At 38.2% G+C, this 22,078-nt stretch carries 24 protein-coding genes; 19 read left to right on the top strand and 5 right to left on the bottom strand.

Annotated features, from left to right (window positions below):
* Positions 1–251: 251 nt before the first annotated feature.
* Both ACSBRB_RS06755 and ACSBRB_RS06750 read left to right on the top strand, forming a co-directional pair.
* Positions 252–1,256 (top strand): ThiF family adenylyltransferase, encoded by a 1,005-nt coding sequence (locus tag ACSBRB_RS06755; RefSeq protein WP_435032150.1) that lies wholly within the window; start codon positions 252–254, stop codon positions 1,254–1,256.
* A 15-nt stretch (positions 1,257–1,271) separates the two neighbouring features.
* Complete coding sequence (locus tag ACSBRB_RS06750; protein WP_435032149.1) at positions 1,272–1,778, top strand: MogA/MoaB family molybdenum cofactor biosynthesis protein; 507 nt, start codon at positions 1,272–1,274, stop codon at positions 1,776–1,778.
* A 99-nt stretch (positions 1,779–1,877) separates the two neighbouring features.
* On the opposite strand, the gene moaC is transcribed toward ACSBRB_RS06750, so the two are convergent.
* The gene (gene moaC, locus ACSBRB_RS06745) at positions 1,878–2,378 is read right to left on the bottom strand and encodes a cyclic pyranopterin monophosphate synthase MoaC (RefSeq protein ID WP_435032148.1); all 501 of its coding nucleotides are present in this window, start codon (positions 2,376–2,378) and stop codon (positions 1,878–1,880) included.
* Positions 2,379–2,437: 59 nt separating this feature from the next.
* On the opposite strand from moaC, the gene ACSBRB_RS06740 reads away from it, so the two are divergent.
* The 10 genes from ACSBRB_RS06740 (at position 2,438) to ACSBRB_RS06695 (ending at position 12,837) form a co-directional block, all read left to right on the top strand.
* Positions 2,438–3,697 (top strand): molybdopterin molybdotransferase MoeA, encoded by a 1,260-nt coding sequence (locus tag ACSBRB_RS06740; protein ID WP_435032147.1) that lies wholly within the window; start codon positions 2,438–2,440, stop codon positions 3,695–3,697.
* Positions 3,694–4,164 (top strand): molybdopterin-guanine dinucleotide biosynthesis protein B, encoded by a 471-nt coding sequence (gene mobB, locus ACSBRB_RS06735; protein ID WP_435032146.1) that lies wholly within the window; start codon positions 3,694–3,696, stop codon positions 4,162–4,164. Before ACSBRB_RS06740 ends, mobB begins: the two co-directional genes overlap by 4 nt.
* A complete protein-coding gene (locus ACSBRB_RS06730; protein ID WP_435032145.1) occupies positions 4,165–4,620 on the top strand; it encodes a molybdenum cofactor biosynthesis protein MoaE in 456 nt (151 codons plus the stop codon).
* Positions 4,617–4,850 (top strand): molybdopterin converting factor subunit 1, encoded by a 234-nt coding sequence (gene moaD / locus ACSBRB_RS06725; RefSeq protein ID WP_107392566.1) that lies wholly within the window; start codon positions 4,617–4,619, stop codon positions 4,848–4,850. Before ACSBRB_RS06730 ends, moaD begins: the two co-directional genes overlap by 4 nt.
* Positions 4,851–4,857: 7 nt before the next feature.
* The gene (gene mobA, locus ACSBRB_RS06720) at positions 4,858–5,466 is read left to right on the top strand and encodes a molybdenum cofactor guanylyltransferase MobA (RefSeq protein WP_435032144.1); all 609 of its coding nucleotides are present in this window, start codon (positions 4,858–4,860) and stop codon (positions 5,464–5,466) included.
* Between the two features lie 11 nt (positions 5,467–5,477).
* Positions 5,478–6,500 carry a GTP 3',8-cyclase MoaA gene (gene moaA / locus ACSBRB_RS06715; RefSeq protein WP_435032143.1) on the top strand — a complete coding sequence of 341 codons (1,023 nt, stop codon included), beginning with the start codon at positions 5,478–5,480 and terminating at the stop codon, positions 6,498–6,500.
* Between the two features lie 241 nt (positions 6,501–6,741).
* Positions 6,742–7,107 carry a transcriptional regulator, SarA/Rot family gene (locus ACSBRB_RS06710; protein ID WP_435032141.1) on the top strand — a complete coding sequence of 122 codons (366 nt, stop codon included), beginning with the start codon at positions 6,742–6,744 and terminating at the stop codon, positions 7,105–7,107.
* Between the two features lie 168 nt (positions 7,108–7,275).
* Positions 7,276–8,031 carry a VOC family protein gene (locus tag ACSBRB_RS06705; protein WP_435032345.1) on the top strand — a complete coding sequence of 252 codons (756 nt, stop codon included), beginning with the start codon at positions 7,276–7,278 and terminating at the stop codon, positions 8,029–8,031.
* Positions 8,032–8,207: 176 nt separating this feature from the next.
* Entirely contained in the window at positions 8,208–9,464 is a 1,257-nt protein-coding gene (locus tag ACSBRB_RS06700; protein ID WP_435032140.1) for a lipid II:glycine glycyltransferase FemX, read from the top strand.
* 178 nt (positions 9,465–9,642) lie between these two features.
* Positions 9,643–12,837 carry an efflux RND transporter permease subunit gene (locus ACSBRB_RS06695; protein ID WP_435032139.1) on the top strand — a complete coding sequence of 1,065 codons (3,195 nt, stop codon included), beginning with the start codon at positions 9,643–9,645 and terminating at the stop codon, positions 12,835–12,837.
* A 203-nt stretch (positions 12,838–13,040) separates the two neighbouring features.
* Here the strand turns inward: ACSBRB_RS06695 and mspA are convergent, their stop codons facing one another.
* Complete coding sequence (mspA, locus tag ACSBRB_RS06690) at positions 13,041–13,358, bottom strand: membrane stabilizing protein MspA (RefSeq protein WP_059107557.1); 318 nt, start codon at positions 13,356–13,358, stop codon at positions 13,041–13,043.
* A 59-nt stretch (positions 13,359–13,417) separates the two neighbouring features.
* Complete coding sequence (locus tag ACSBRB_RS06685; RefSeq protein WP_435032138.1) at positions 13,418–13,597, bottom strand: SE1832 family protein; 180 nt, start codon at positions 13,595–13,597, stop codon at positions 13,418–13,420.
* Between the two features lie 137 nt (positions 13,598–13,734).
* On the opposite strand from ACSBRB_RS06685, the gene ACSBRB_RS06680 reads away from it, so the two are divergent.
* Positions 13,735–14,643, top strand: a complete 909-nt coding sequence (locus ACSBRB_RS06680; RefSeq protein WP_435032137.1) for an AEC family transporter — start codon at positions 13,735–13,737, stop codon at positions 14,641–14,643.
* Between the two features lie 59 nt (positions 14,644–14,702).
* Here the strand turns inward: ACSBRB_RS06680 and ACSBRB_RS06675 are convergent, their stop codons facing one another.
* A complete protein-coding gene (locus ACSBRB_RS06675; RefSeq protein ID WP_435032136.1) occupies positions 14,703–15,581 on the bottom strand; it encodes a GNAT family N-acetyltransferase in 879 nt (292 codons plus the stop codon).
* A 121-nt stretch (positions 15,582–15,702) separates the two neighbouring features.
* Here ACSBRB_RS06675 and ACSBRB_RS06670 point away from each other — a divergent pair, with 121 nt between their 5' ends.
* Both ACSBRB_RS06670 and ACSBRB_RS06665 read left to right on the top strand, forming a co-directional pair.
* Positions 15,703–17,838: a DNA topoisomerase III gene (locus ACSBRB_RS06670; RefSeq protein WP_435032135.1), complete on the top strand. Its 2,136-nt coding sequence runs from the start codon at positions 15,703–15,705 to the stop codon at positions 17,836–17,838.
* 107 nt (positions 17,839–17,945) lie between these two features.
* Positions 17,946–19,280 (top strand): NCS2 family permease, encoded by a 1,335-nt coding sequence (locus ACSBRB_RS06665; RefSeq protein ID WP_435032134.1) that lies wholly within the window; start codon positions 17,946–17,948, stop codon positions 19,278–19,280.
* 98 nt (positions 19,281–19,378) lie between these two features.
* On the opposite strand, the gene ACSBRB_RS06660 is transcribed toward ACSBRB_RS06665, so the two are convergent.
* A complete protein-coding gene (locus ACSBRB_RS06660) occupies positions 19,379–19,768 on the bottom strand; it encodes a hypothetical protein (RefSeq protein WP_435032133.1) in 390 nt (129 codons plus the stop codon).
* 381 nt (positions 19,769–20,149) lie between these two features.
* Between ACSBRB_RS06660 and rpsJ the strand changes: the two genes are divergently transcribed.
* Genes rpsJ through rplW form a run of 4 tightly spaced genes read left to right on the top strand, consistent with a single transcriptional unit; the run spans position 20,150 to position 22,073 of the window.
* Entirely contained in the window at positions 20,150–20,458 is a 309-nt protein-coding gene (gene rpsJ / locus ACSBRB_RS06655; protein ID WP_059107563.1) for a 30S ribosomal protein S10, read from the top strand.
* 27 nt (positions 20,459–20,485) lie between these two features.
* Positions 20,486–21,148 carry a 50S ribosomal protein L3 gene (rplC, locus tag ACSBRB_RS06650; protein ID WP_435032132.1) on the top strand — a complete coding sequence of 221 codons (663 nt, stop codon included), beginning with the start codon at positions 20,486–20,488 and terminating at the stop codon, positions 21,146–21,148.
* A 26-nt stretch (positions 21,149–21,174) separates the two neighbouring features.
* Entirely contained in the window at positions 21,175–21,798 is a 624-nt protein-coding gene (rplD, locus tag ACSBRB_RS06645; protein WP_435032131.1) for a 50S ribosomal protein L4, read from the top strand.
* Positions 21,798–22,073 carry a 50S ribosomal protein L23 gene (rplW, locus tag ACSBRB_RS06640; protein ID WP_059107566.1) on the top strand — a complete coding sequence of 92 codons (276 nt, stop codon included), beginning with the start codon at positions 21,798–21,800 and terminating at the stop codon, positions 22,071–22,073. Before rplD ends, rplW begins: the two co-directional genes overlap by 1 nt.
* Positions 22,074–22,078: the final 5 nt, after the last annotated feature.

The following is a 22,078-nucleotide window of genomic DNA, read 5'->3' as shown; positions in this document are numbered from 1 at the left end:
ACATAATCCCTTTAATACGTTTATTGAAGTAATGCATGCGTATGACGTACTTATTTTATCTAGGTCATGAGAAGTGTGTCGTGTAGTCAAAGTCATTAGACCAAGGTACTATATCGTGTTATATTTATAACCAAGTAAAAGCCCGTATTTTAGCGGTGCGTGAATGTATCGCTCACCTAGTATTGAAACGTAGAATAATTAGTAAATCTCACTCAAACGAATAGATCATGACGAAAGAAAGGGACCTCACTGTGACTCAAGAACGCTATTCTAGACAAATACTTTTTAAAGAAATCGGTTCAGATGGACAAGAGAAAATCAGTTATAGTCATGTATGCATTGTAGGGATGGGGGCCTTGGGTACACATTTAGCAGAAGGTCTCGCACGCGCCGGTGTTGAACAACTTACGATAGTCGATCGAGATTATATCGAATTCAGTAATCTGCAAAGACAGACGTTATTTACAGAACATGATGCAACATCGGCGACACCCAAAGTGATTGCTGCAAAACGCGCGTTGAGTGAAATCCGTCAAGACTTGACCGTCCACGAACACATCGCACATGTCGATGCGTATTTTTTAGATCAGCATGTGCGTGATGTCGATTTAATCCTAGATGCGACGGACAATTTTGAAACACGGCAACTTATCAATGATTTTGCGTACCAACAACGTATCCCGTGGATTTATGGCGCAGTCGTTGAAAGTACATACGTTGAGGCAGCATTCATACCGGGACAAACACCGTGTTTTCATTGTTTGATGCCACAGTTACCAGTAATCAATAGAACGTGTGATACTGTAGGTGTGATTCAACCCGCTGTGACGATGACGACGAGTTTACAATTACGAGATGCGCTTAAAATTTTAACAGGCCAAACGGCACAAACGAAAATGACGTACGGCAATTTATGGGAAGGTAATCATCATACGATTGGATTTAGTAAGTTGCAACGAGATACATGTCAGACGTGTGGGGAACATCCTACTTTTCCACATTTAGACGAAACCCAACGCCAGTTTGCATCCTTATGTGGTCGCGATACCGTACAGTATCAGAATGAACATATTTCCCAGGAAATGTTAAAGGAATTTCTTGATTCGCATCATATGAACTATCAAAGTAATCCTTATATGATACGTTTCCAGTATAAAGGGTATCGTATTGTAAGCTTTAACAGTGGTCGTTTACTGATTCATGGAACGACGCGCCCAGCAGAAGCAGTTACATTGATCAACCAATTGTTTGGTTAGAAGGGAGACTTAGAAATGTCTATGCATACCAATGTACAGTTAGATCGAGATATTAAATGTGCCGTATTAACGGTTTCAGATACGAGAGATTATGAGACGGATAAAGGCGGCCAATTGGTTCAGTCTTTATTATCAGACCTCAATGTAGCGATCGATTCAGCACATTATCGTATTGTGAAAGATGACAAAGCAGCCATTACGTCACAGCTTAAAAGTTGGCTTGATACAGATGTTGATGTGATCATCACGACAGGTGGTACAGGCATCGCTGCAAGAGATGTCACGATAGAAGCAGTTCAACCATTATTGACGAAAGAAATTGAAGGTTTTGGAGAGCTGTTTAGATATTTAAGCTATACAGAAGATGTCGGTACGCGTGCACTGCTCTCAAGAGCATTGGGTGGCACAGTAAATAACAAACTGATTTTTAGCTTGCCGGGCTCTACAGGTGCGGTCAAATTAGCTTTAGAAAAATTAATTAAACCCGAGTTAAATCACCTCGTGTTAGAAGTAACAAAATAGTAACGGGTTGTGGTGATTTAATCACAAAAAAGAACATGAATGATAGGATTACTTGTTCCACGTATCATTCATGTTCATTTTGAAATGAAAAGGCATCTGTTACTGATCGTTGTTGGCTGAACGTTGATAGTCTCCAGATTTACCACCTGATTTAGCTTCGAGATATGTTTCGCCTATCACCATGCCTTTATCGACGGCTTTGGTCATATCGTAAACCGTTAAAGCAACGACAGAAGCTGCAGTGAGCGCCTCCATTTCAACGCCTGTCTTACCTGTCGTAGAGACGGTTGTGGCTATGTTTAATTGATAGGCATCATCGTCTTGTTGTTCCCAGTCAAAGTTGACATCGATACCTGTTAGCGGGAGGGGATGACACATCGGGATGATGGTTGCTGTATTTTTCGCGGCCATGATTCCAGCAATTTGAGCAGTGTTGAGCACATTCCCCTTTTTAGCAGTATGTTCGATAATTTGATTATAAATTGTATGGTTAACGGTAATGCTAGAATGCGCTGTCGCTGTACGTTTCGTAACGTCTTTCGTTGAAACATCGACCATTTTAGCGTTACCTTGATCATTGATATGTGTAAAGTCAGACATGTTATACCTCCTATTTATAGTAGTATAGCATGAATATAAATAAGTAAGGAATGATAATCATGCCAGTAGAAAAGAGACATCCTATCCCAGTTACAGAAGCGATTCAAAGAGTAGTAAAACAAGATATTTTCATGGATACAACACAAGTCAAACTCAATGACAGTTTAGGCTATGTACTCGCAGAAGATATTGTCGCAACGTATGAAATTCCACGTTTTGATAAGTCGCCGTATGATGGCTTTGCGATTAGAGCGAAAGATTCTGAAGGTGCAAGTGGTGATCATCGCACTGAGTTTAAGGTGATTGATCATATTGGTGCAGGGAGTGTATCAGAGCACGCCGTTGGTGACCACGAAGCGGTTCGTATCATGACAGGCGCAGCGATGCCTGAAGGTGCAGACGCAGTCGTCATGTTAGAACAAACGACAGAAGGGGAAGGTACTTTCACTTTACGTAAAACATTCGAACCGGGAGATAATGTGTCAAAAAAAGGTGAAGAAACAACTGTAGGCGACGTCGTGTTACAAAAAGGTCAACACATTAATGCCGGTGCAATAGCGGTATTAGCGACTTATGGTTATACAGAGGTGCCTGTTTATCAAAAACCGAGCGTGGCAGTCATTGCAACAGGGAGTGAACTGTTAGATGTGGCTGATGAGTTAGAACCAGGCAAAATACGAAATTCAAATGGGCCCATGGTTCAAGCACTCGCAGAAAAAATCGGTTTAAATGTAGACACGTATAAAATTCAACAAGATGACCTTGAAAGTAGCTTGGCAGTTGTGAAAGAGGCTGCAGAAAACCATGATATTGTCATTACAACGGGCGGTGTCTCTGTTGGGGATTATGATTACTTACCAGAGATTTATCAACAACTCAATGCGGAAGTACTGTTCAATAAAGTGGCAATGAGACCTGGAAGCGTGACAACGGTAGCAGTGGCGGGTGATACGTATTTATTTGGTTTGTCAGGTAATCCGTCCGCTTGTTATACAGGTTTTGAATTATTTGTTAAACCCGCAGTGTTCCACATGATGGGTGCTACGCGTATTTATCCTCAAGTGGTACAAGCAACATTAATGGAAGACTTTAAAAAAGCCAATCCATTTACGCGCTTCATTCGTGCTACAGTGACCTTTAATGGTAAAGCGATGACCGTCGTACCTTCTGGTTTTAATAAATCAGGAGCCGTCGTTGCGATCGCTCACAGTAACGCGATGATCATGTTGCCTGGAGGAAGTAGAGGTTATCAAGCAGGCTATACCGTCAATGTGATCTTGACTGATTCTTCAGCGTTAGAAGCGGAACTACTCATATGATTTTACAAATCGTAGGTTACAAAAACGCGGGTAAAACCATGTTAATGGCCCATACTGTTGCATTATTGAAAAAGCAACAATTGACGGTGGCCACATTAAAACATCACGGCCATGAAGCGGAAGATATTACGTTACAAGACGAACATGTCGATCATATGAAACATTTTCAAGCTGGGGCAGATCAAAGCATTGTACAAGGTCGGGCGTATCAACAAACAGTAACCCGTACAAGCAAGCAAACGCTTACGGAAATAATTGACAAATCTGTTACAATAGACTTTGACGTACTTCTCATAGAAGGGTTCAAACATGCTGACTATGCCAAGGTGATTGTCTATCAGAACGAAGCAGAATTAGCACAGTTAAAACAATGCACAAACGTTGTGTATGCAATCAATTTAGAAGATGAAGACGCTTTGGCACAATACGACGCATGGATGACGCAACAAATTAAGGGAATGAAATAGATGAAGCAATTTGCAGTTGTTACTGAACCGATTGATCCTGAGTCATACAGAGAGTTCGTGCTCAATGCTCATCAAGGCGCAGTTGTCGTTTTCACTGGACATGTCCGTGAATGGACGAAAGGCGTGAAAACAGAGTACTTGGAATATGAAGCTTATGTTCCAATGGCTGAAAAGAAACTTGCGCAAATTGGAGACGAAATTGAAACGTATTGGCCAGGGACTAAGACGGCGATTGTCCATCGTATCGGCCCATTACAAATTTCTGATATTGCAGTATGTATCAGCGTTTCTTCACCCCACCGTAAAGATGCGTATCGTGCAAATGAATATGCAATTGAACGGATTAAAGAAGTAGTGCCGATATGGAAAAAAGAAATTTGGGAAGATGGTGCGGAATGGCAAGGCGGTCAACGCGGTTCACATGATGATGCAAGTAAAGGAGGGCACGATGCATGAAAGTACTTTACTTTGCAGAACTTAAAGAACTATTACAAATGGAATCTGAGACCATTGATCTCAGTTACGATATAACCGTTGATCAATTCAAAACGGATTTGTTTGAGAGACACCCAGAGATTTCACAAAAGCACTTTCAAGTGGCAGTGAATGAAGAATTTGTACAAGATAATGATGTGGTTCAATCAGATGATATCATCGCTTTGATACCACCAGTTAGTGGAGGTTGAGAGAAAAATGAAAGCAATTATACTTGCTGGGGGACAATCACAACGCTTTGGCACACCGAAAGCCTTTGCAGAAATAGAAGGGGAAACATTTTATAAAAGAATCATAGATGTGTTAAAAGCGACTAATATATTCAATGAAATTATCATTAGTACTAATGATACGCTCGCTTCACAATTTGACCATGATCATGTCATTGTAGATCAGGCACGTCATAAAAATAAAGGACCTTTAGCAGGTATATATTCCGTTATGGCAGAGTATCCCGAAGAAACGTCATTTTTTATCGTTTCCGTCGATACCCCGATGATCACTCAAAAAGCGATTAGTCACTTGTACCAATTTATGATTGAACATTTAATTGACGACCAATTGAATATTGCTGGTTTCAAAGAAGGCGATAGAACATATCCGACGATCGCATTTTACAACCGCAATGTTTTAGAACAAATTGAAACCGTGTTAGAGTCAGATGACTTGAGTATTAAACACCTATATCAACTCGTGAATACGGAATGGTTAGATGTGAACACGATAGAAGCACCTAAATATTGGTACAAAAACATCAATTCTCAAAAAGATTTAGATACGTTGAAAGCACAAATAGTCAATAATTAGGGGGCTATATTATGGTAGCACAAATAACTGATAAACTCGGTCGACCTATTAGGGATTTAAGATTGTCAGTTACTGATCGTTGTAATTTCCGTTGTGACTATTGTATGCCGAAAGAAATATTCGGTGATGACTATGTTTTTCTACCTAAAGATGAATTATTAACATTTGATGAAATGGTACGTATCGCTAAAATATATACGGAACTCGGTGTGAAGAAAATCCGTATCACAGGCGGGGAACCGTTATTACGTAGAGATTTATACAAATTAATATATAAATTGAATCAATTAGAAGGCGTAGAAGACATAGGTATGACGACAAATGGCCTTCTACTGAAAAAGCACGGTCAAAAATTATATGATGCCGGATTACGTCGCATCAATGTCAGTTTAGATGCGATTGATGATAGTGTGTTCCAAGCGATTAACAATCGAAATATTAAAGCATCCACGATACTGCAACAGATTGATTACGCTGTATCGATCGGCTTCTATGTCAAAATCAATGTGGTGATTCAAAAAGGGGTCAATGATGACCAAATCTTACCAATGATCCAATATTTTAAAGATAGAGATATCGAAGTGCGGTTTATTGAATTTATGGATGTCGGTAATGACAATGGATGGGATTTTTCTAAAGTGGTCACAAAAGATGAAATGTTGACGATGATAGAATCTCGTTTTGATATTGAGCCTGAACCACCACAATATTATGGTGAAGTTGCGAAATATTATCGTCATAAAGATAACGGCGCGCGTTTTGGTCTTATCACGAGTGTGTCTCAATCTTTCTGTTCTTCTTGTACACGGGCGAGATTGTCTTCTGATGGTAAATTCTATGGCTGTTTATTTAGCTCTGTTGAGGGATTTAACGTCAAAGCATTCTTACGTGCAGGGGCAACAGATGATGATTTGAGAGAACAATTTAAAGCCTTGTGGCAAATACGTGATGATCGTTATTCAGACGAACGTACAGAAGCCACTGTAGAAAATCGCAAACGACACAAAATTAATATGAACTACATTGGTGGCTAACGATGCCCGGTTTGAAACAGGTTAATGTTTTATTTCATTCTATGAAGGAGTGTGATAGAACGTTAACCTGTTTTTTTGTTTGAGCTTTTTTTGAAAATATGTGATATGTACGCTAGGATAATTCAAGTTGTACGCGATAGCCCCGCGTGGCATTAGACTAGCACATGTTATATAATACGTTAATAACACGCTGGTAAAGTTATCACGAAAAAACAACAAGATACTGTAGGAGGATACCGACATGAATGACAAATTAAGACAGATTATTACTATTGAACGTACCTTGAGCCAGTTGAGACAAACATTAAAATTTAATTTCAAAATGACGCTAGAAGAGTTCATTTTACTGTATCACGTCTATGAAAATGAAAAAATAAGTGGAAAAGCATTAAGGGATACACTTCACTTTGAGCTCATGTGGGATATGAGTAAAATTGATGTATTGATACGTAAAGTTTATAAAAAAGAATTGGTTTCAAAAATGCGATCTGAAACGGATGAGCGCCAAGTTTATTATTATTTTGATTCTGCACAAAAATTATTTTTTGATGAAGTGATTGAGAAAATTGAACAAAACGAAGATCATATATTAGCTGAAATTGTATGATAACGCCTTAAGTGTCCGTTAACCATACATTTTAAAACGAAATATCTCATACGATTGATTACGAAACAATGATGCTTTATCTATTACGTATGGAGTCATAAAGGAAAACAACAGCAAAGTTTGATACCATGAAAGTAAGCAGATGAAAAAGGGAGGCTCGGCGTCATGTTGCCACTGAAATTAGACCACATCATTCACTATGTTCAAAAATTACCTGATTTCAAGTTCCCAGGGAATTTGTTTAAGATTCATCCAGGAGGACAGCATGAGCAGCTCGGAACATTTAATCGTTTAGTTTATGTCGAAAATGCATATTTAGAGTTGTTAGATGTATATAGAACAGAGCAACTGCAAAAGATAGTCAAAACCGAAGAAGGACGAGTGACATTTCCATCACAAATCGTGCAAGACCATTTCCACCAAGGATTTAAATCAATCGCATTTCAAACGGATGATATTGACCAAGTGAAAGCAGATTTAGAAGCGAGACAAGTCGACGTCATTGGTCCCGTGAATATGGAACGGGTAAATAAAAAAGGTGAGAAAATTAAATGGAGATTATTATATTTAGCTGATCCAGATTACCGAGTTAAACCGCCCTTTTTTATCCAATGGAATGAGCCCAACGAAGTCAGAGAGCAACAACTCAGTCAATTAAGACAGACCAACTTTAACATTCGCATGATTGGCATTAACAGTTCAGAAAGAGCTCATACCGTTGCGAAATGGCAAACGTGGTTTGATATGCAAGTGGTAGAAGAAAACGAGCAATATACTGACTTGAAACTGAATAATGACGACATCATCTTCCGTATCTTTGTCGCAGATCATTCAGGTTATCAGACTGTTGTGTTACAAGATACAAATGCGACTGATCCATATACGATTAATATCCGACGGGCGCAATATCGTTTCGAAGTTTAATTTTAACCAAACGAGAAATGACGCTTTAAAGCTCATAGATTATGATGTATGACGTCCTGTAAGTAACGGTGTTGTGATTAGAAATGTAACTATTCTTCACAGACGTTTCAACGTGAAAGATTGGATATGAGCTTGTATAATATAGATATTGTAATGAAAAAGGAGATACAAATTTTATGGAGAAAATGAATATCACGAACCAAGAGCACGATGCTTTTGTTAAATCTCATCCACAGGGAGATTTATTACAATTAACGAAATGGGCTGAAACAAAGCAACTGACTGGTTGGTATTCAAGACGTGTTGCTGTAGGTGAACATGGAAAGATTAAAGGCGTAGGACAACTACTCTTTAAAAAGGTACCTAAGCTTCCATATACGCTTTGTTACGTATCCAGAGGGTTTGTGACCGATTACTCAGATAAAGAAGCCCTCAAAGCTCTATTAGAAGAAACAAAAAAAGTTGCGAAAGCAGAAAAAGCTTACGCGATTAAAATAGATCCATATGTTGAAGTAGAAGAGGGCGGAGAAGCATTAGAACACTTAAACGAATTAGGCTTTAAACATAAAGGGTTTAAAGAAGGGCTCTCTAAAGACTACATTCAACCACGTATGGCAATGATTACTCCAATTGATAAACCGGATGATGAAATCATTCAAAGTTTCGAACGTCGTAACCGCTCTAAAGTGCGCTCATCATTGAAACGCGGTACTACTGTAGAACGTTCTGATCGTGAAGGACTTAAAACATTCGCAAACTTAATGCAGATTACAGGTGAACGTGATGGTTTCTTAACACGTGATTTAAGCTATTTTGAAACGATCTATGATGCATTACATCCTGATGGCGATGCCGAATTATTCCTCGTAAAATTAGATCCGAACGAAACGCTCGAAACAATTGAAAACGAAATTGCGACACTAACTGATGAAAGAGCAAAATTAAAAGAGAAAAAAGAAGATAAACGCACAATTAATAAATTAAACGATAACAAAACGAAATTAGATAAAGCACAACAACGTTATGATGAAATGAAAGACTTACAACAAAAACAACCAAATGGTATTTATCTTTCAGGCGCGTTGTTAATGTTCTGTGGTGAAAAAGCATATTATCTCTATGGAGCATCTTCTAATGAATATAGAGGTTACTTACCAAACCATCATATGCAATTTCACATGATGCAATATGCGAGAGACAATGGTGCAACGACATATGATTTCGGTGGTACAGATAACGCACCAGATAAAGATTCAGAACACTACGGACTTTGGGCGTTCAAAAAATCTTGGGGCACATATTTAAGTGAAAAAATTGGTGAATTTGATTATGTGTTAAATCGTCCTCTCTACATGGCGATTGAAAATGTAAAACCAAAATTAACGAAAGCCAAAATTGCATTATCTAGAAAACTAAAACAACGTCGTAATTAAGATGATATATCTTAAGAGAGGCTGGGGCACAACATTGTCTCAGCCTCTTCATTTATGTATTACGCTTTTTAAAATCTTTCGCAAATAAAATGGAAGGACTTTCAAAATTAATATGCCATTCTTGTGCAATCTATGATAAGTTAAATGAGAACCAAACCTATGAAAGGAGGCGCAAACGTTGATAAAGAAATTATTGCAATTCTCACTAGCGAATAAATTCGCCATTTTCCTCATGACAGTGTTAGTCATTCTAGGTGGCATGTACGCGAGCGTGAAGATGAAATTAGAACTTTTACCGGACGTAGAGCCGCCAATGATAACAGTACAAACTACAATGCCGAGTGCGACACCTGAAACGGTGAAGGATGAAATCAGCGATAAAATCGATGATCAAGTGCGGTCGATGGCAAATGTAAGTAGTGTGAATGCGCAATCTGTTCAAAATGCGTCGTTAGTCACAATTGAATATGAAGATAAAACCAACATGGACAAAGCTGAAAACGATCTAAAGAAAGAATTAGATAAGATTGATTTTAGCGACGATGTACAAGAACCTGAATTGATGCGTAGTTCGATGGATGAATTCCCAATCGTAGCTTACTCTCTGACACATAAAGATGGAGACTTAAAAGATACGACTCAAAAAATTAACGACGAACTCATCCCTAAATTACAGACAATTAAAGGTGTACAAAATGCACAGCTCAACGGCCAAACGAATCGAGAAGTAAGTTTGAAATTCGATAAAGCTGCTTTAAGAGAAAATGGATTAACTGAAGATGATGTCCAACAATACATAAAAAATGCTTCGGGCAAAACACCACTAGGATTATTCCAATTTGATAATACCGAAAAATCAATTATTATCGATGGAGAATTTGAGTCAGTTAACGCATTAAAAAATATGCAAATTCCACCACAAGTGGCGCAGGGCAATGCAAATGCTTCACAACAAGAAGATAGCGGAAGCTCTGATGGTTCCGATAGTGAAGGAAGCACATCATCTGGAGGTAGTGACAGTGCATCGGCTGCTTCCTCAGCTGCATTGAGTAGTAGTACAAGTTCAAAACCCGTTAAACTGTCAGAAATCGCAGACGTGTCCGTAGGTGATGAACGTGAATCGATTTCTAAAACAAACGGTAAAGACGCTGTCATTGTTCAAATTACGAAAGCTCAAGATGCAAACACGGTACAAGTGGCGAACGATGTCAAAGAGAAAATGAAAGATTTCACGGATGGCCATCCAAAACTCACCCATACAAAAGTGATGGATACAGCTAAACCAATCGAAGATTCGCTCTATACTATGGTCGAAAAAGCGATACTCGGAACGATTGTAGCTGTCATTGTCATTCTCTTTTTCTTAAGAAATATTAAAACGACAGCGATTTCTATTATTTCCATTCCATTATCACTCCTTATTGCAATGGTTGCATTAAAACTGTCAGATGTATCATTAAATATCCTGACATTAGGTGCATTGACCGTAGCAATTGGACGTGTCATTGATGACTCCATTGTGGTAGTCGAAAATATTTATCGACGTCTCACAGATCGAAATGAACAGTTGAGTGGAGATAAATTAGTTGTTAGCGCGACAAGTGAAGTGTTTAAACCGATTATGTCTTCTACGATTGTAACCATCGTCGTGTTCTTGCCTCTTGCGTTTGTTTCAGGGGCAGTCGGTGAGATGTTTAGACCTTTCGCTTTAGCTATTGCGTTTAGTTTACTCGCATCACTACTCGTATCTATTACAGTCGTGCCAAGTCTAGGCGCAACACTCTTTAAACATGGTGTTAAAAATAATAAGAAAGAAGAAAAACTGGGTGTTGTGGGAAGATCTTACAAATCCATCTTAAATTGGAGCTTAAATCATAAATGGATTGTCATGATTGTTTCGACATTGATTTTAATCGTAAGTATCGGTGTAGGAAGTGCTAAAATTGGTACAAGCTTTATCTCTACCGGCGAAGATAAATTCATGGCCTTAACGTATACACCAGAACCAGGAGAAACAGAAGATGCGGTATTAGACCATGCAAATCAAGTGCAACACTATTTAAATGACAAAGACAAAGTAAAAACTGTGCAATACTCTGTAGGTGGTGCCTCACCGAATGACCCGACTGGTAGTAGCAATAGTATGGCCATCATGGTTGAATACGATAAAGATACACCTAATTTTGATGAAGAACCAGATAAGGTCTTAGCTGATTTAGAAGATTATCATCATCCTGGTGATTGGAATAATCAAGATCTCGGTACAGGATCTTCAAATGACAATGTCGAAGTCAGAGTCACAGGTCCTTCGACAAAAGCTATTAGTAGTACGGTGAACAAAGTTGAAGACATGATGAAAGAGAAAGACGGTATCGCTAGAGTGAAATCAGATCTATCTCAAACTTATGAACAATACGATGTTAAAGTAGATCAAGATAAAGCGACTGAAAAAGGGATTTCTGCCGCACAGTTAGCACTGGTATTAAATGAAAATATGCCAGAACAAACGATTACAAAAGTTAAAGATCACGGACAATCTATCGATGTAAAAGTGAAACAAGATAAAGAGAACGACTGGTCTAAAGAAAAATTAGAAAACACGTCATTCCCATCACCAACCGGCGATTCAGTTAAATTAAGTGATATCGCGACATTAGAACACACATCCACGCCGAATAAGATAGAAACAAAAGCAGGAGATTATACAGCTACTGTCACAGGTAAAGTAACAAATGAAGATGTAGGGGGCACATCCCGGGATGTCATTGAAAAAGCAAATGCCATTGACACACCGAAAAATGTAAGTGTCAGCGTGGGCGGCGCGACAGATGATATAGATGATGCGATTGAACAACTGTCTATTGCAATGCTTGCCGCGGTCATCATTGTATATCTTGTACTTGTCCTCACATTTAAAGGTGCACTTGCGCCATTTACTATTCTGTTCTCATTACCTTATACAGTTATTGGGGTTATTGCTGCCTTACTCATTACTGGAGAAACGGTCTCTGTGCCAACGATGATTGGTATGTTGATGTTAATCGGTATCGTTGTGACGAATGCGATTGTACTCATCGACCGTGTAGTGAATAAACAACAAGAAGGCTTAGCAATGAAAGAAGCATTATTAGAAGCGGGTACGACACGTATTAGACCTATTCTCATGACAGCACTTGCAACGATTGGTGCGTTGCTTCCAATGCTCTTTGGACAAGACAATTCTGTACTGATCTCTAAAGGACTTGCTGCAACAGTGATTGGGGGACTCGTCTCTAGTACACTATTAACACTTATCGTGGTGCCAGTGATTTACGAAGTCATCTTTACATTGAAAGATAAAGTGACACGACTATTCTCACGTCAAAAGAATTAAAGTCATAAAAAGAGACTGCCAATAAAGTAAACGACTTTGTTGGCAGTTTTTATGTTTCTATATAGGTGCTTATAAATTTAAACAAAAATTAAACGTACGGTGGCACCTCGTCATAGCAATAAGCATAAAAAAGGGCCTCAGTCCGTTTAGAAATTTAAAATTCCTGTGAACTGAAGCCCAATCATTATTTTTAAAATATAGGATTAGTATAATACCAATGTTAAAATAAGATAGATTACAAAAATGATTACACTAATCATATTTAAGATATTGACACCTTTTTTGTCTTGTTTGATATATTTGAAATTGGTGATTTCAACATTACCAACTAATAATACAAGAACGACAAATACCCACCAGTTTACAAGAGGGAATGGTAATGTAGAAAGGGCAACTACAAATAATAATAAGACTGACATTATAATACGTAAGATGATTGTAAAGATGGTATTCATCTTAAATATACTAATGTAGCTTACTATGAGATACAAAATAGGCAATAATATAAGATATAATTGCATGAATGACATCCTTTCTCGTACGATTCTAATCTTAGCATTTCAGAGATCAACTGACTAGATTATGAGCGCTTCTCTTTTTGTTGAATTTCTGAACGGAGCTCAGCGATTTGTTGTTCAATGGCTTCCAATTGTCGTATGAGTGGATCCACATCCTGGCCAGTAGATTCTCGTTTATCTAGGTCATCTTGTAATCTGACATAATCTTGTTTGAGTTCAGTTAATTGTTGTTTTAAATCCATGAACGTCCTCCTTGTCGTCACGTGGATGAAGCATATTAAATTAGTTGAATTATAACATGATGTGACATTTTCTAAAATCAAAGTTCAAAAACACTTATGGACTCAGATAAATACATAGTTAGGAAGAGGGAATCGTTGTGACGGAACAGTTTATATTTATTATTCTATTAATTGCTTTAGGCTATTTCTTAAAGAGAATAAATTATTTAAAAGCGTCCGACAGCAAAGTGCTTTCAACCATCGTGTTCAATGTGACGCTGCCATCACTTATTATAGTAAATTTAAACAGTGCTGAGTTAGATTTATCACTTTCCATCTTACCTATTATGATGATTGTGTATGCTTTTATTACGAAATTCATTGCGATACTTTGCTTTTTAAAATATGACAATCAAATCCGTGGTACAGTAGGTATGATGACCGCATCACTTAACATCGGTTTATTTGCTTATCCACTCGTTGAAGCGATTTGGCCCGAACAAGGACTCATTTATTTTGGAATGGCTGACGTTGGTGCTTCCATCATGATGTTTGGTGTGACTTACATCATCGGTAGTTATTTTAGCGATGGACCTAAGCAACTAAACTTTAGCGCCATCCTCTTATCTCTAGTGAAATCTGTGCCACTAATGACTTACATCGTCATGTTTACACTGAACATTAGTCACATACATTTCCCTGAACCGGTTGAAAATTTCTTTAATATTTTATCTCAAGCGAATATGCCACTCTCAATGATTTTATTAGGTTTAACGCTTAATTTTACCCTCGAGCGCAAATGGTTGCCACTCGTATTGAAATACTTAGGTTTACATTATGGCTTTGCGATTGTCGGTGGTTTGTTAGTGGCATTCTTGTTACCTGTAGACGATCCAATGATCAAGACTACGTTACAAGTGGCTTGGTTATTACCGGTGGGCGTGGCCATTATCCAGTATACGATCCAGTTTAGATACAAGACATTGCCATTTGTCGCCATGACGACGAACATTTCGATAATGATTAGTATTGTCGCCATCTACTTATATCAAATGTTTTTTGTTTAAAAAAGGGACAGCTTTACGGCTGACGTGTTGCTGTCCTTCTTGTATGTGGCCGATGGACATTAACGCTGTTGTAAATGTGATGCCACATATTTGTATTTATCGTATTTGTGATTCACATGAAAACCCAGTTCATTGAAACGTTCAACGAGACGATAGTTTTTACTGCGAATTTTAAAATAGATCGTGTTTAAATCATCACGCTCGAAGGCAAAATGCAGCGCATATTTTAAAAGATCAAACGCAATCCCTTTAAAACGATAATCGGTATGCGAAGTAAAATATTTAATTTCAGCTGTGTGATTCGATGGATGAAACGTTAAATAAACGTAACCCTTTAAGATACCTTCAGACATAAATATGAATAAGTGATGGTCTGAGTCTAGTGAATCTACGACCTGTTGTGCCGTCATAGCATCGTGCTTAAAGGTTTCATGGTGTAACTTGCTGAACATATGATAATAGGCTGGTCGATACGGCGTTATATTTTGTTTGCGTTCGACTGTGCCGACGTCTTGTGTGGCTGATAAATGATAATCTGTAAAGTAATAGCCAGCTTGAATCGCTTTCATTAAATCCTCATAACGTTGGACGTGCTCTTCGAATGAAAAATTAAAATTAGCATGGGCCGGTTGGTTTTCAGTCATCGCATGGAATAGTTGTTTAAAGTGGTGAGACTCAAATTCAAAGTCGGGATGTATAAACGGCCCGATAACTTTATAGCGATCTGTATCGTATTTAAATGCGAGTATCAAAGCTTGGATGTCATTCGATTCATTTACGAACGCAAAGACACCAGGTTCTTCAGCAGCTTGAGCTATAAACGACTCGATTTGTTTATGTGCTTGTGGCAGTTTGTATAAGTAGGAAGCGGTGTGATACTGTGCCGTGTCAATAAATGATAAGATGTGTTGTGGTTTAGATAATTTTATAATCTCCATAATATCCCCCATCGTCAGTGCTTTATGCTTTAATTATATGGATTTTCCTTTAGAAATGGAAGTTAAGTATGAAATATACGTGTTACAATAAACAATGAGCAAGGAAAGAAAGGGCGAAACTATGAAATCATTAATTTTAGCAGAGAAACCTTCTGTGGCACGAGATATTGCGAGTGCAATGAATGTGTCCCAGCAACGACAAGGTTACTTTGAAAATCAACGCTACATCGTGACGTGGGCGTTAGGGCACCTCGTTACCAATGCAACACCAGAACAATATGATAAGTCGTATCAAACTTGGCAGTTATCAGACTTACCGATTATTCCTTCAAAAATGAAAACCGTCGTCATCCCTAAAACGAAAAAGCAATTTAACACAGTTAAAATGTTGATGACAAAATCCTCCGTTAAAGAAATTATCATTGCAACGGATGCAGGAAGAGAAGGGGAACTCGTAGCAAGACTGATATTAGATAAAGTACATAATCAAAAACCAATCAAACGTTTATGGATTAGTTCGGTCACACCTAAGGCGATAAAAGAAGGCTTTAAACATTTAAAAGATGGGCGTCAGTATCAACACTTGTATCAAGCGGCGCTTGCACGTAGTGAAGCGGACTGGATCGTAGGGATTAATGCGACGCGTGCATTGACAACGAAATACGATGCACAACTCTCACTCGGTCGCGTACAGACACCGACGATTCAATTAGTGCAAATGCGACAAGAGGAAATCAATCATTTTAAACCTGAGACGTATTATACCTTTGAAGTTCAGATTCAGGGTGAAACGTTCCAATGTGTCTCACCACAATCACATCGAAAACGCGAAATATATGAAGAAATTGAACAACAGCTTAAGGGTCAAACGGCAACGATTACGTCAATTGATAAAAAACACAAAAAGTCCTACCCACAACGCCTGTTTAATTTAACTGATTTACAACAAGAAGCTCATCATCGTTACCATATGGGCACTAAAGAAACACTCAATACGTTACAAAATCTATATGAACGCCACAAGCTTGTGACCTATCCAAGAACAGATTCAAATTATTTAACAGAAGATATGAAAGATACGTTGAAAGACCGATTACAAGCAATGATGGGCACTACATTCAAACCGCATATCAAACTGCTGCTTCAGCAACCATTAAAGAAACACTACAAATTCATCGATAATCGCAAGGTATCTGACCACCATGCGTTATTACCTACAGAGATGAGAGCGGATTTATCGTCACTCAGTCAACGAGAAAGTAAGATTTATACACTAATTGCTGAACGATTTTTAGAAAATACGCTTCCACCCCATGAATATGATGCGACTACCGTACACCTCAAAATAGGGGATAATACGTTTGTATTTAAATATCAAATCACGACTTCACCTGGATATCAAGTATTGCATGAAGACCAATTGAAGACGACGACATCTGTGCATCACTGGAAGCAAGGTGACCAATTTAAGGTCCAACAGTCACAAATCAAAGCACATGAAACGACGCCCCCTCCATACTTTAATGAGGGTTCACTACTCAAAGCGATGGAGAGCCCACAAAAATTCTTTGACATCGATAATAAAAAACATGCAGAGACTTTAAAACAAGCAGGTGGTATCGGCACAGTTGCAACGCGTGCAGATATTATAGATAAACTGTTTAACATCAATGCGATTGAAGCTAGAGATAATAAAATTAAAGTGACCGGCAAAGGTAAACAAATCTTAGATTTAGCTCCTCAAAAATTGACGTCACCCTTATTAACAGCTGAATGGGAAGACAAACTGAATCGCATTGAACGTGGAAAATATAATCCGAAACAATTTATGTCAGAGATGAAACAATTTACGCATGACATCGTGGATGAAATCAAAGCAAGTGAACAGAAGTATAAACACGATAACCTCACGACGACAGAATGTCCGACGTGCGGTAAGTTCATGATTAAAGTCAAAACGAAAAATGGGCAAATGCTCGTCTGTCCTGATCCTACATGTAAGACGAAGAAAAACGAACAGCGTAAGACTAATGCACGTTGTCCAAACTGCCATAAGAAAATGACGTTATTTGGCAGAGGAAAAGATGCAGTCTATCTCTGTGTTTGTGGTCACACTGAAACTCAAGCACAGATGGATGAACGCCACAAAAATAAAAAATCAGGTAAAGTAACTAAGAAAGAAATGAAGAAATACATGAAAGATGATGGGTTGGAAAACAATCCATTCAAAGACGCTCTGAAAGATTTGAAATTGTAAATAACCGAACCTATAGCAGATACTTTCAGTTTATGTTCGGATAATCTTGTGTTTTTAAGGAAATAGTATTAAAATGGGAAAGTATTTTTAGAAAAGGAGAACTTGCTGTGAAAAAATATTTCAAATTTGATGAGCATGGGACAAGTTATAAGAGTGAAATCCTAGGTGGTATAACGACATTCTTGTCAATGGCTTACATCCTAGCCGTCAATCCGCAAATCTTGAGTTTAGCAGGTGTAGATGGTGCGACAGATGATATGAAAATGGACCAAGGTGCTGTTTTTGTAGCAACTGCACTCGCAGCATTCGTAGGTTGTTTATTTATGGGGATTATCGCGCGCTATCCAATTGGATTAGCGCCAGGAATGGGACTAAACGCGTTCTTCGCCTTTACTGTTGTCCTTACGATGGGCATCCCGTGGCAAGTCGGTTTAACTGGTGTCCTATTTTCAGGGGTGATCTTCACTTTACTCACGGTAACAGGTCTAAGGGAAATTATTATTAACGCGATTCCACATCAAATGAAGATGGCCGTGTCCGCTGGGATCGGGTTGTTTATCACATTTGTCGGTCTACAAAGTTCAGGCATCATTGTCGAACATAGTGAAACATTAGTCACATTAGGGAAATTGACTGATGGCCCGGTATTATTGGCGATTTTTGGTATTATTATTACTGTAATTTTATATGCAATTAAAGTGCCAGGTGCCATATTTATAGGTATGGTCCTCACTGCTATATCAGGTATGGTAACTGGTTTAATCAACGTACCGAATGGTGTGGTAAGTAAGGCACCTAGTATTGCGCCAACATTTGGTGCAGCATTTGAAGCTTTCAAAGATCCAGGTCAATTGTTTACGGTTCAGTTTTTAATTGTCATACTCACATTCTTATTTATTGATTTCTTTGATACTGCAGGTACATTAATGGCTGTCGCAAACCAAGCTGGTTTCATGAAAGATAATAAGATGCCAAGAGCAGGTCGCGCATTATTCTCTGACTCACTCGCTACAATTGTTGGTTCCATCTTTGGTACAACAACAACGACTTCATACATAGAATCAAGTTCAGGCGTTGCTGTGGGTGCACGTACTGGGTTTGCGAGTATCGTCACCGGTATCTGTTTCTTACTGGCAGTCTTCTTCAGTCCACTATTAGAAGTCGTCACAAGTGCAGTAACCACACCCGCACTTGTTGTCGTAGGGGTACTGATGGCAGCGAACTTTGCTGAAATAGACTGGACGAAATTCGAAGTAGCGGTACCTTCATTCATTACAATTATAATGATGCCGTTATCTTATTCCATCGCTACAGGTATCGCATGCGGATTTATTTTCTATCCGATCACAATGCTCATTACGAAAAAACATAAAGAAGTTCATCCGATTATGTATGCATTAATGATCTTATTTATCTTGTATTTCATTTTCGTTCATGGTTGATTTAAAATCTTCATTATAAAAGGAACGCCTTCTTGTATAGAAAACGTAACTATACGAGAAGGCGTTTTAATGTGTTATTTGATATCTATAATATGAAATTATTGTTTGTCGTGATCATTTTCTTCATTATATATTGTTTTAGCTTCAGAATTCTGTATATACGTTGGTGCGGCAAATATTGTAACTGTGAAGAATATTAATAAGAAGAATAAGACCCAGTGTACGATCATACCGACGATTGGAATAAACGCGAGTAATGTTCCGATTGCACCAATGATAGGTATGACAATCATGGGACGAATGGTATTTTGACTATCGACAGCAAACATAACAATCAGTACGGCATACAATATAATGTTGATAATGAGTGGCTGCCAGCCAAAACTGAGTATGATACTGCCACCTAAGAATGGAATGCCATAAATAAATTCACATATTAATAGTACAATGCTAAGGACGATAGCAATTGTTCTCATATTTCGTTTCAAAATTAATTCACCACCTCACCGATTTATATCTAGTATATCGAATTATAGAGGAATAAATAAAGGATTAACTTATGAAGTATTTTAATGTAGGAAAATAAAAATTAAAAAAGTCATAACAAGCTAAACAAAATATTTACAAAGGGGTTGAAGTCAGTCCTCAAATCCATTACAATAATAAAGTATGTGTTAGACAAAGAGGAATTTTATACAAAGACCTTGATTATCCAACGTAAATCATGTAGTATGAATCATGTTGGACTTTACAAACGCGATGAAGCGAAAGGTTACTGACACACCCGGCCGCTTTGCCATGGCGTTGTGTGAGATAGTTTTCGTGGAGAAGTCTATCACTTAAATGTAGACGTATAAGGAGGGAAAATCATGGCAAAACAAAAAATCAGAATCAGATTAAAAGCTTATGATCACAGAGTAATTGATCAATCAGCAGAAAAAATTGTTGACACTGCAAAACGTTCTGGTGCTGAAGTTTCAGGACCAATTCCATTACCAACAGAAAGATCTGTTTATACAATTATTCGAGCAGTGCATAAGTACAAAGATTCACGTGAACAATTCGAACAACGTACACACAAACGTTTAATCGACATTGTTAACCCTACACCAAAAACAGTAGATGCTCTTATGGGCTTAAACTTACCATCTGGTGTAGACATCGAAATTAAATTATAATAGACAAAATTAGGAGGTGGACTTTCGATGACCAAAGGAATCTTAGGAATAAAAATTGGGATGACTCAAGTATTCGGTGAAAACGGCGAATTAATCCCAGTTACAGTAGTAGAAGCAGGACAAAACGTAGTATTACAAAAGAAAACTGCAGAAGTTGACGGTTACGATGCTATCCAAGTAGGTTTTGAAGACAAACAAGGTTACAGAAAAGGTAGCAAATCAAACAAATATGCAAATAAACCAGCTGAAGGTCATGCTAAAAAAGCAGACACAGCACCTAAGCGCTTCATTCGTGAATTCAGAAACGTAAACGTGGATGAATACGAAGTAGGTCAAGAAGTCTCAGTAGATAAATTTGAAACTGGAGATATCATTGATGTAACAGGCGTATCTAAAGGTAAAGGTTTCCAAGGTGCCATTAAACGTCATAACCAAGGACGTGGACCAAGCGCACACGGTTCTCACTTCCACAGAGCTCCCGGTTCTGTAGGTATGGCATCAGATGCATCAAGAGTCTTCAAAGGACAAAAAATGCCTGGCCGTATGGGTGGCAACACAGTAACTGTACAAAACTTAGAAGTTGTTCAAATCGATACAGATAACAACGTTATTTTAGTAAAAGGTAACGTACCTGGTCCTAAAAAAGGTCTTGTAGAAATTACAACAGCTATTAAACAAGGTAATAAATAATAAGAGATGAAAGGAGGAAAAGCATAATGGCTAATTATGATGTGTTAAAAGTAGACGGAACTAAAGCAGGTTCTGTTGAACTAAGTGATGCAGTATTTGCAATCGAACCAAACAATGATGTACTTTTCGAAGCAATCAACTTACAACGTGCTTCATTACGTCAAGGTACTCACTCTGTTAAAAACCGTTCAGCAGTAAGAGGCGGTGGACGTAAACCATGGAGACAAAAAGGTACAGGACGTGCACGTCAAGGTACAATCCGTGCGCCACAATGGCGTGGTGGTGGTGTTGTATTCGGACCAACACCAAGAAGTTACGCATACAAAATGCCTAAGAAAATGTGTCGTTTAGCTTTACGCTCAGCACTATCATTTAAAGTACAAGAAAACGGCTTTAAAGTAGTAGATAGCTTAGCTCTTGAAGCTCCAAAAACAAAAGAATTCAAAACAATCCTTACTAATTTAGAACAACCTAAAAAAGTATTAGTTGTTACAGAATCAGAAGACGTTAACGTTGCGTTATCAGCACGTAACATTCCTGGCGTACAAGTAACAACAGCTCAAGGATTAAACGTATTAGATATCACAAGCGCTGATAGTGTCGTAATCACTGAAGCAGCTGCTAAAAAAGTTGAGGAGGTGCTCGGATAATGGATGCAAGAGATATTCTTAAGCGCCCCGTAATCACTGAAAAATCATCTGCAGCAATGGCAGAAGACAAATACACATTTGATGTAGATACTCGTGCGAATAAAACACAAGTTAAAATCGCAGTAGAAAAAATCTTTGATGTCAAAGTTGATAGTGTGAACATCATCAACTACAAACCTAAGAAAAAACGCATGGGTCGTTATCAAGGTTATACAAACAAACGCCGCGTAGCAATCGTGACATTAAAAGAAGGTCAAATTGATTTATTCAACTAATTAAA

The sequence above is a fragment of the Staphylococcus auricularis genome, from assembly GCF_051172115.1.
GTDB lineage: Bacteria > Bacillota > Bacilli > Staphylococcales > Staphylococcaceae > Staphylococcus > Staphylococcus auricularis_A.
This window is presented reverse-complemented; position numbering and strand designations above follow the sequence as displayed.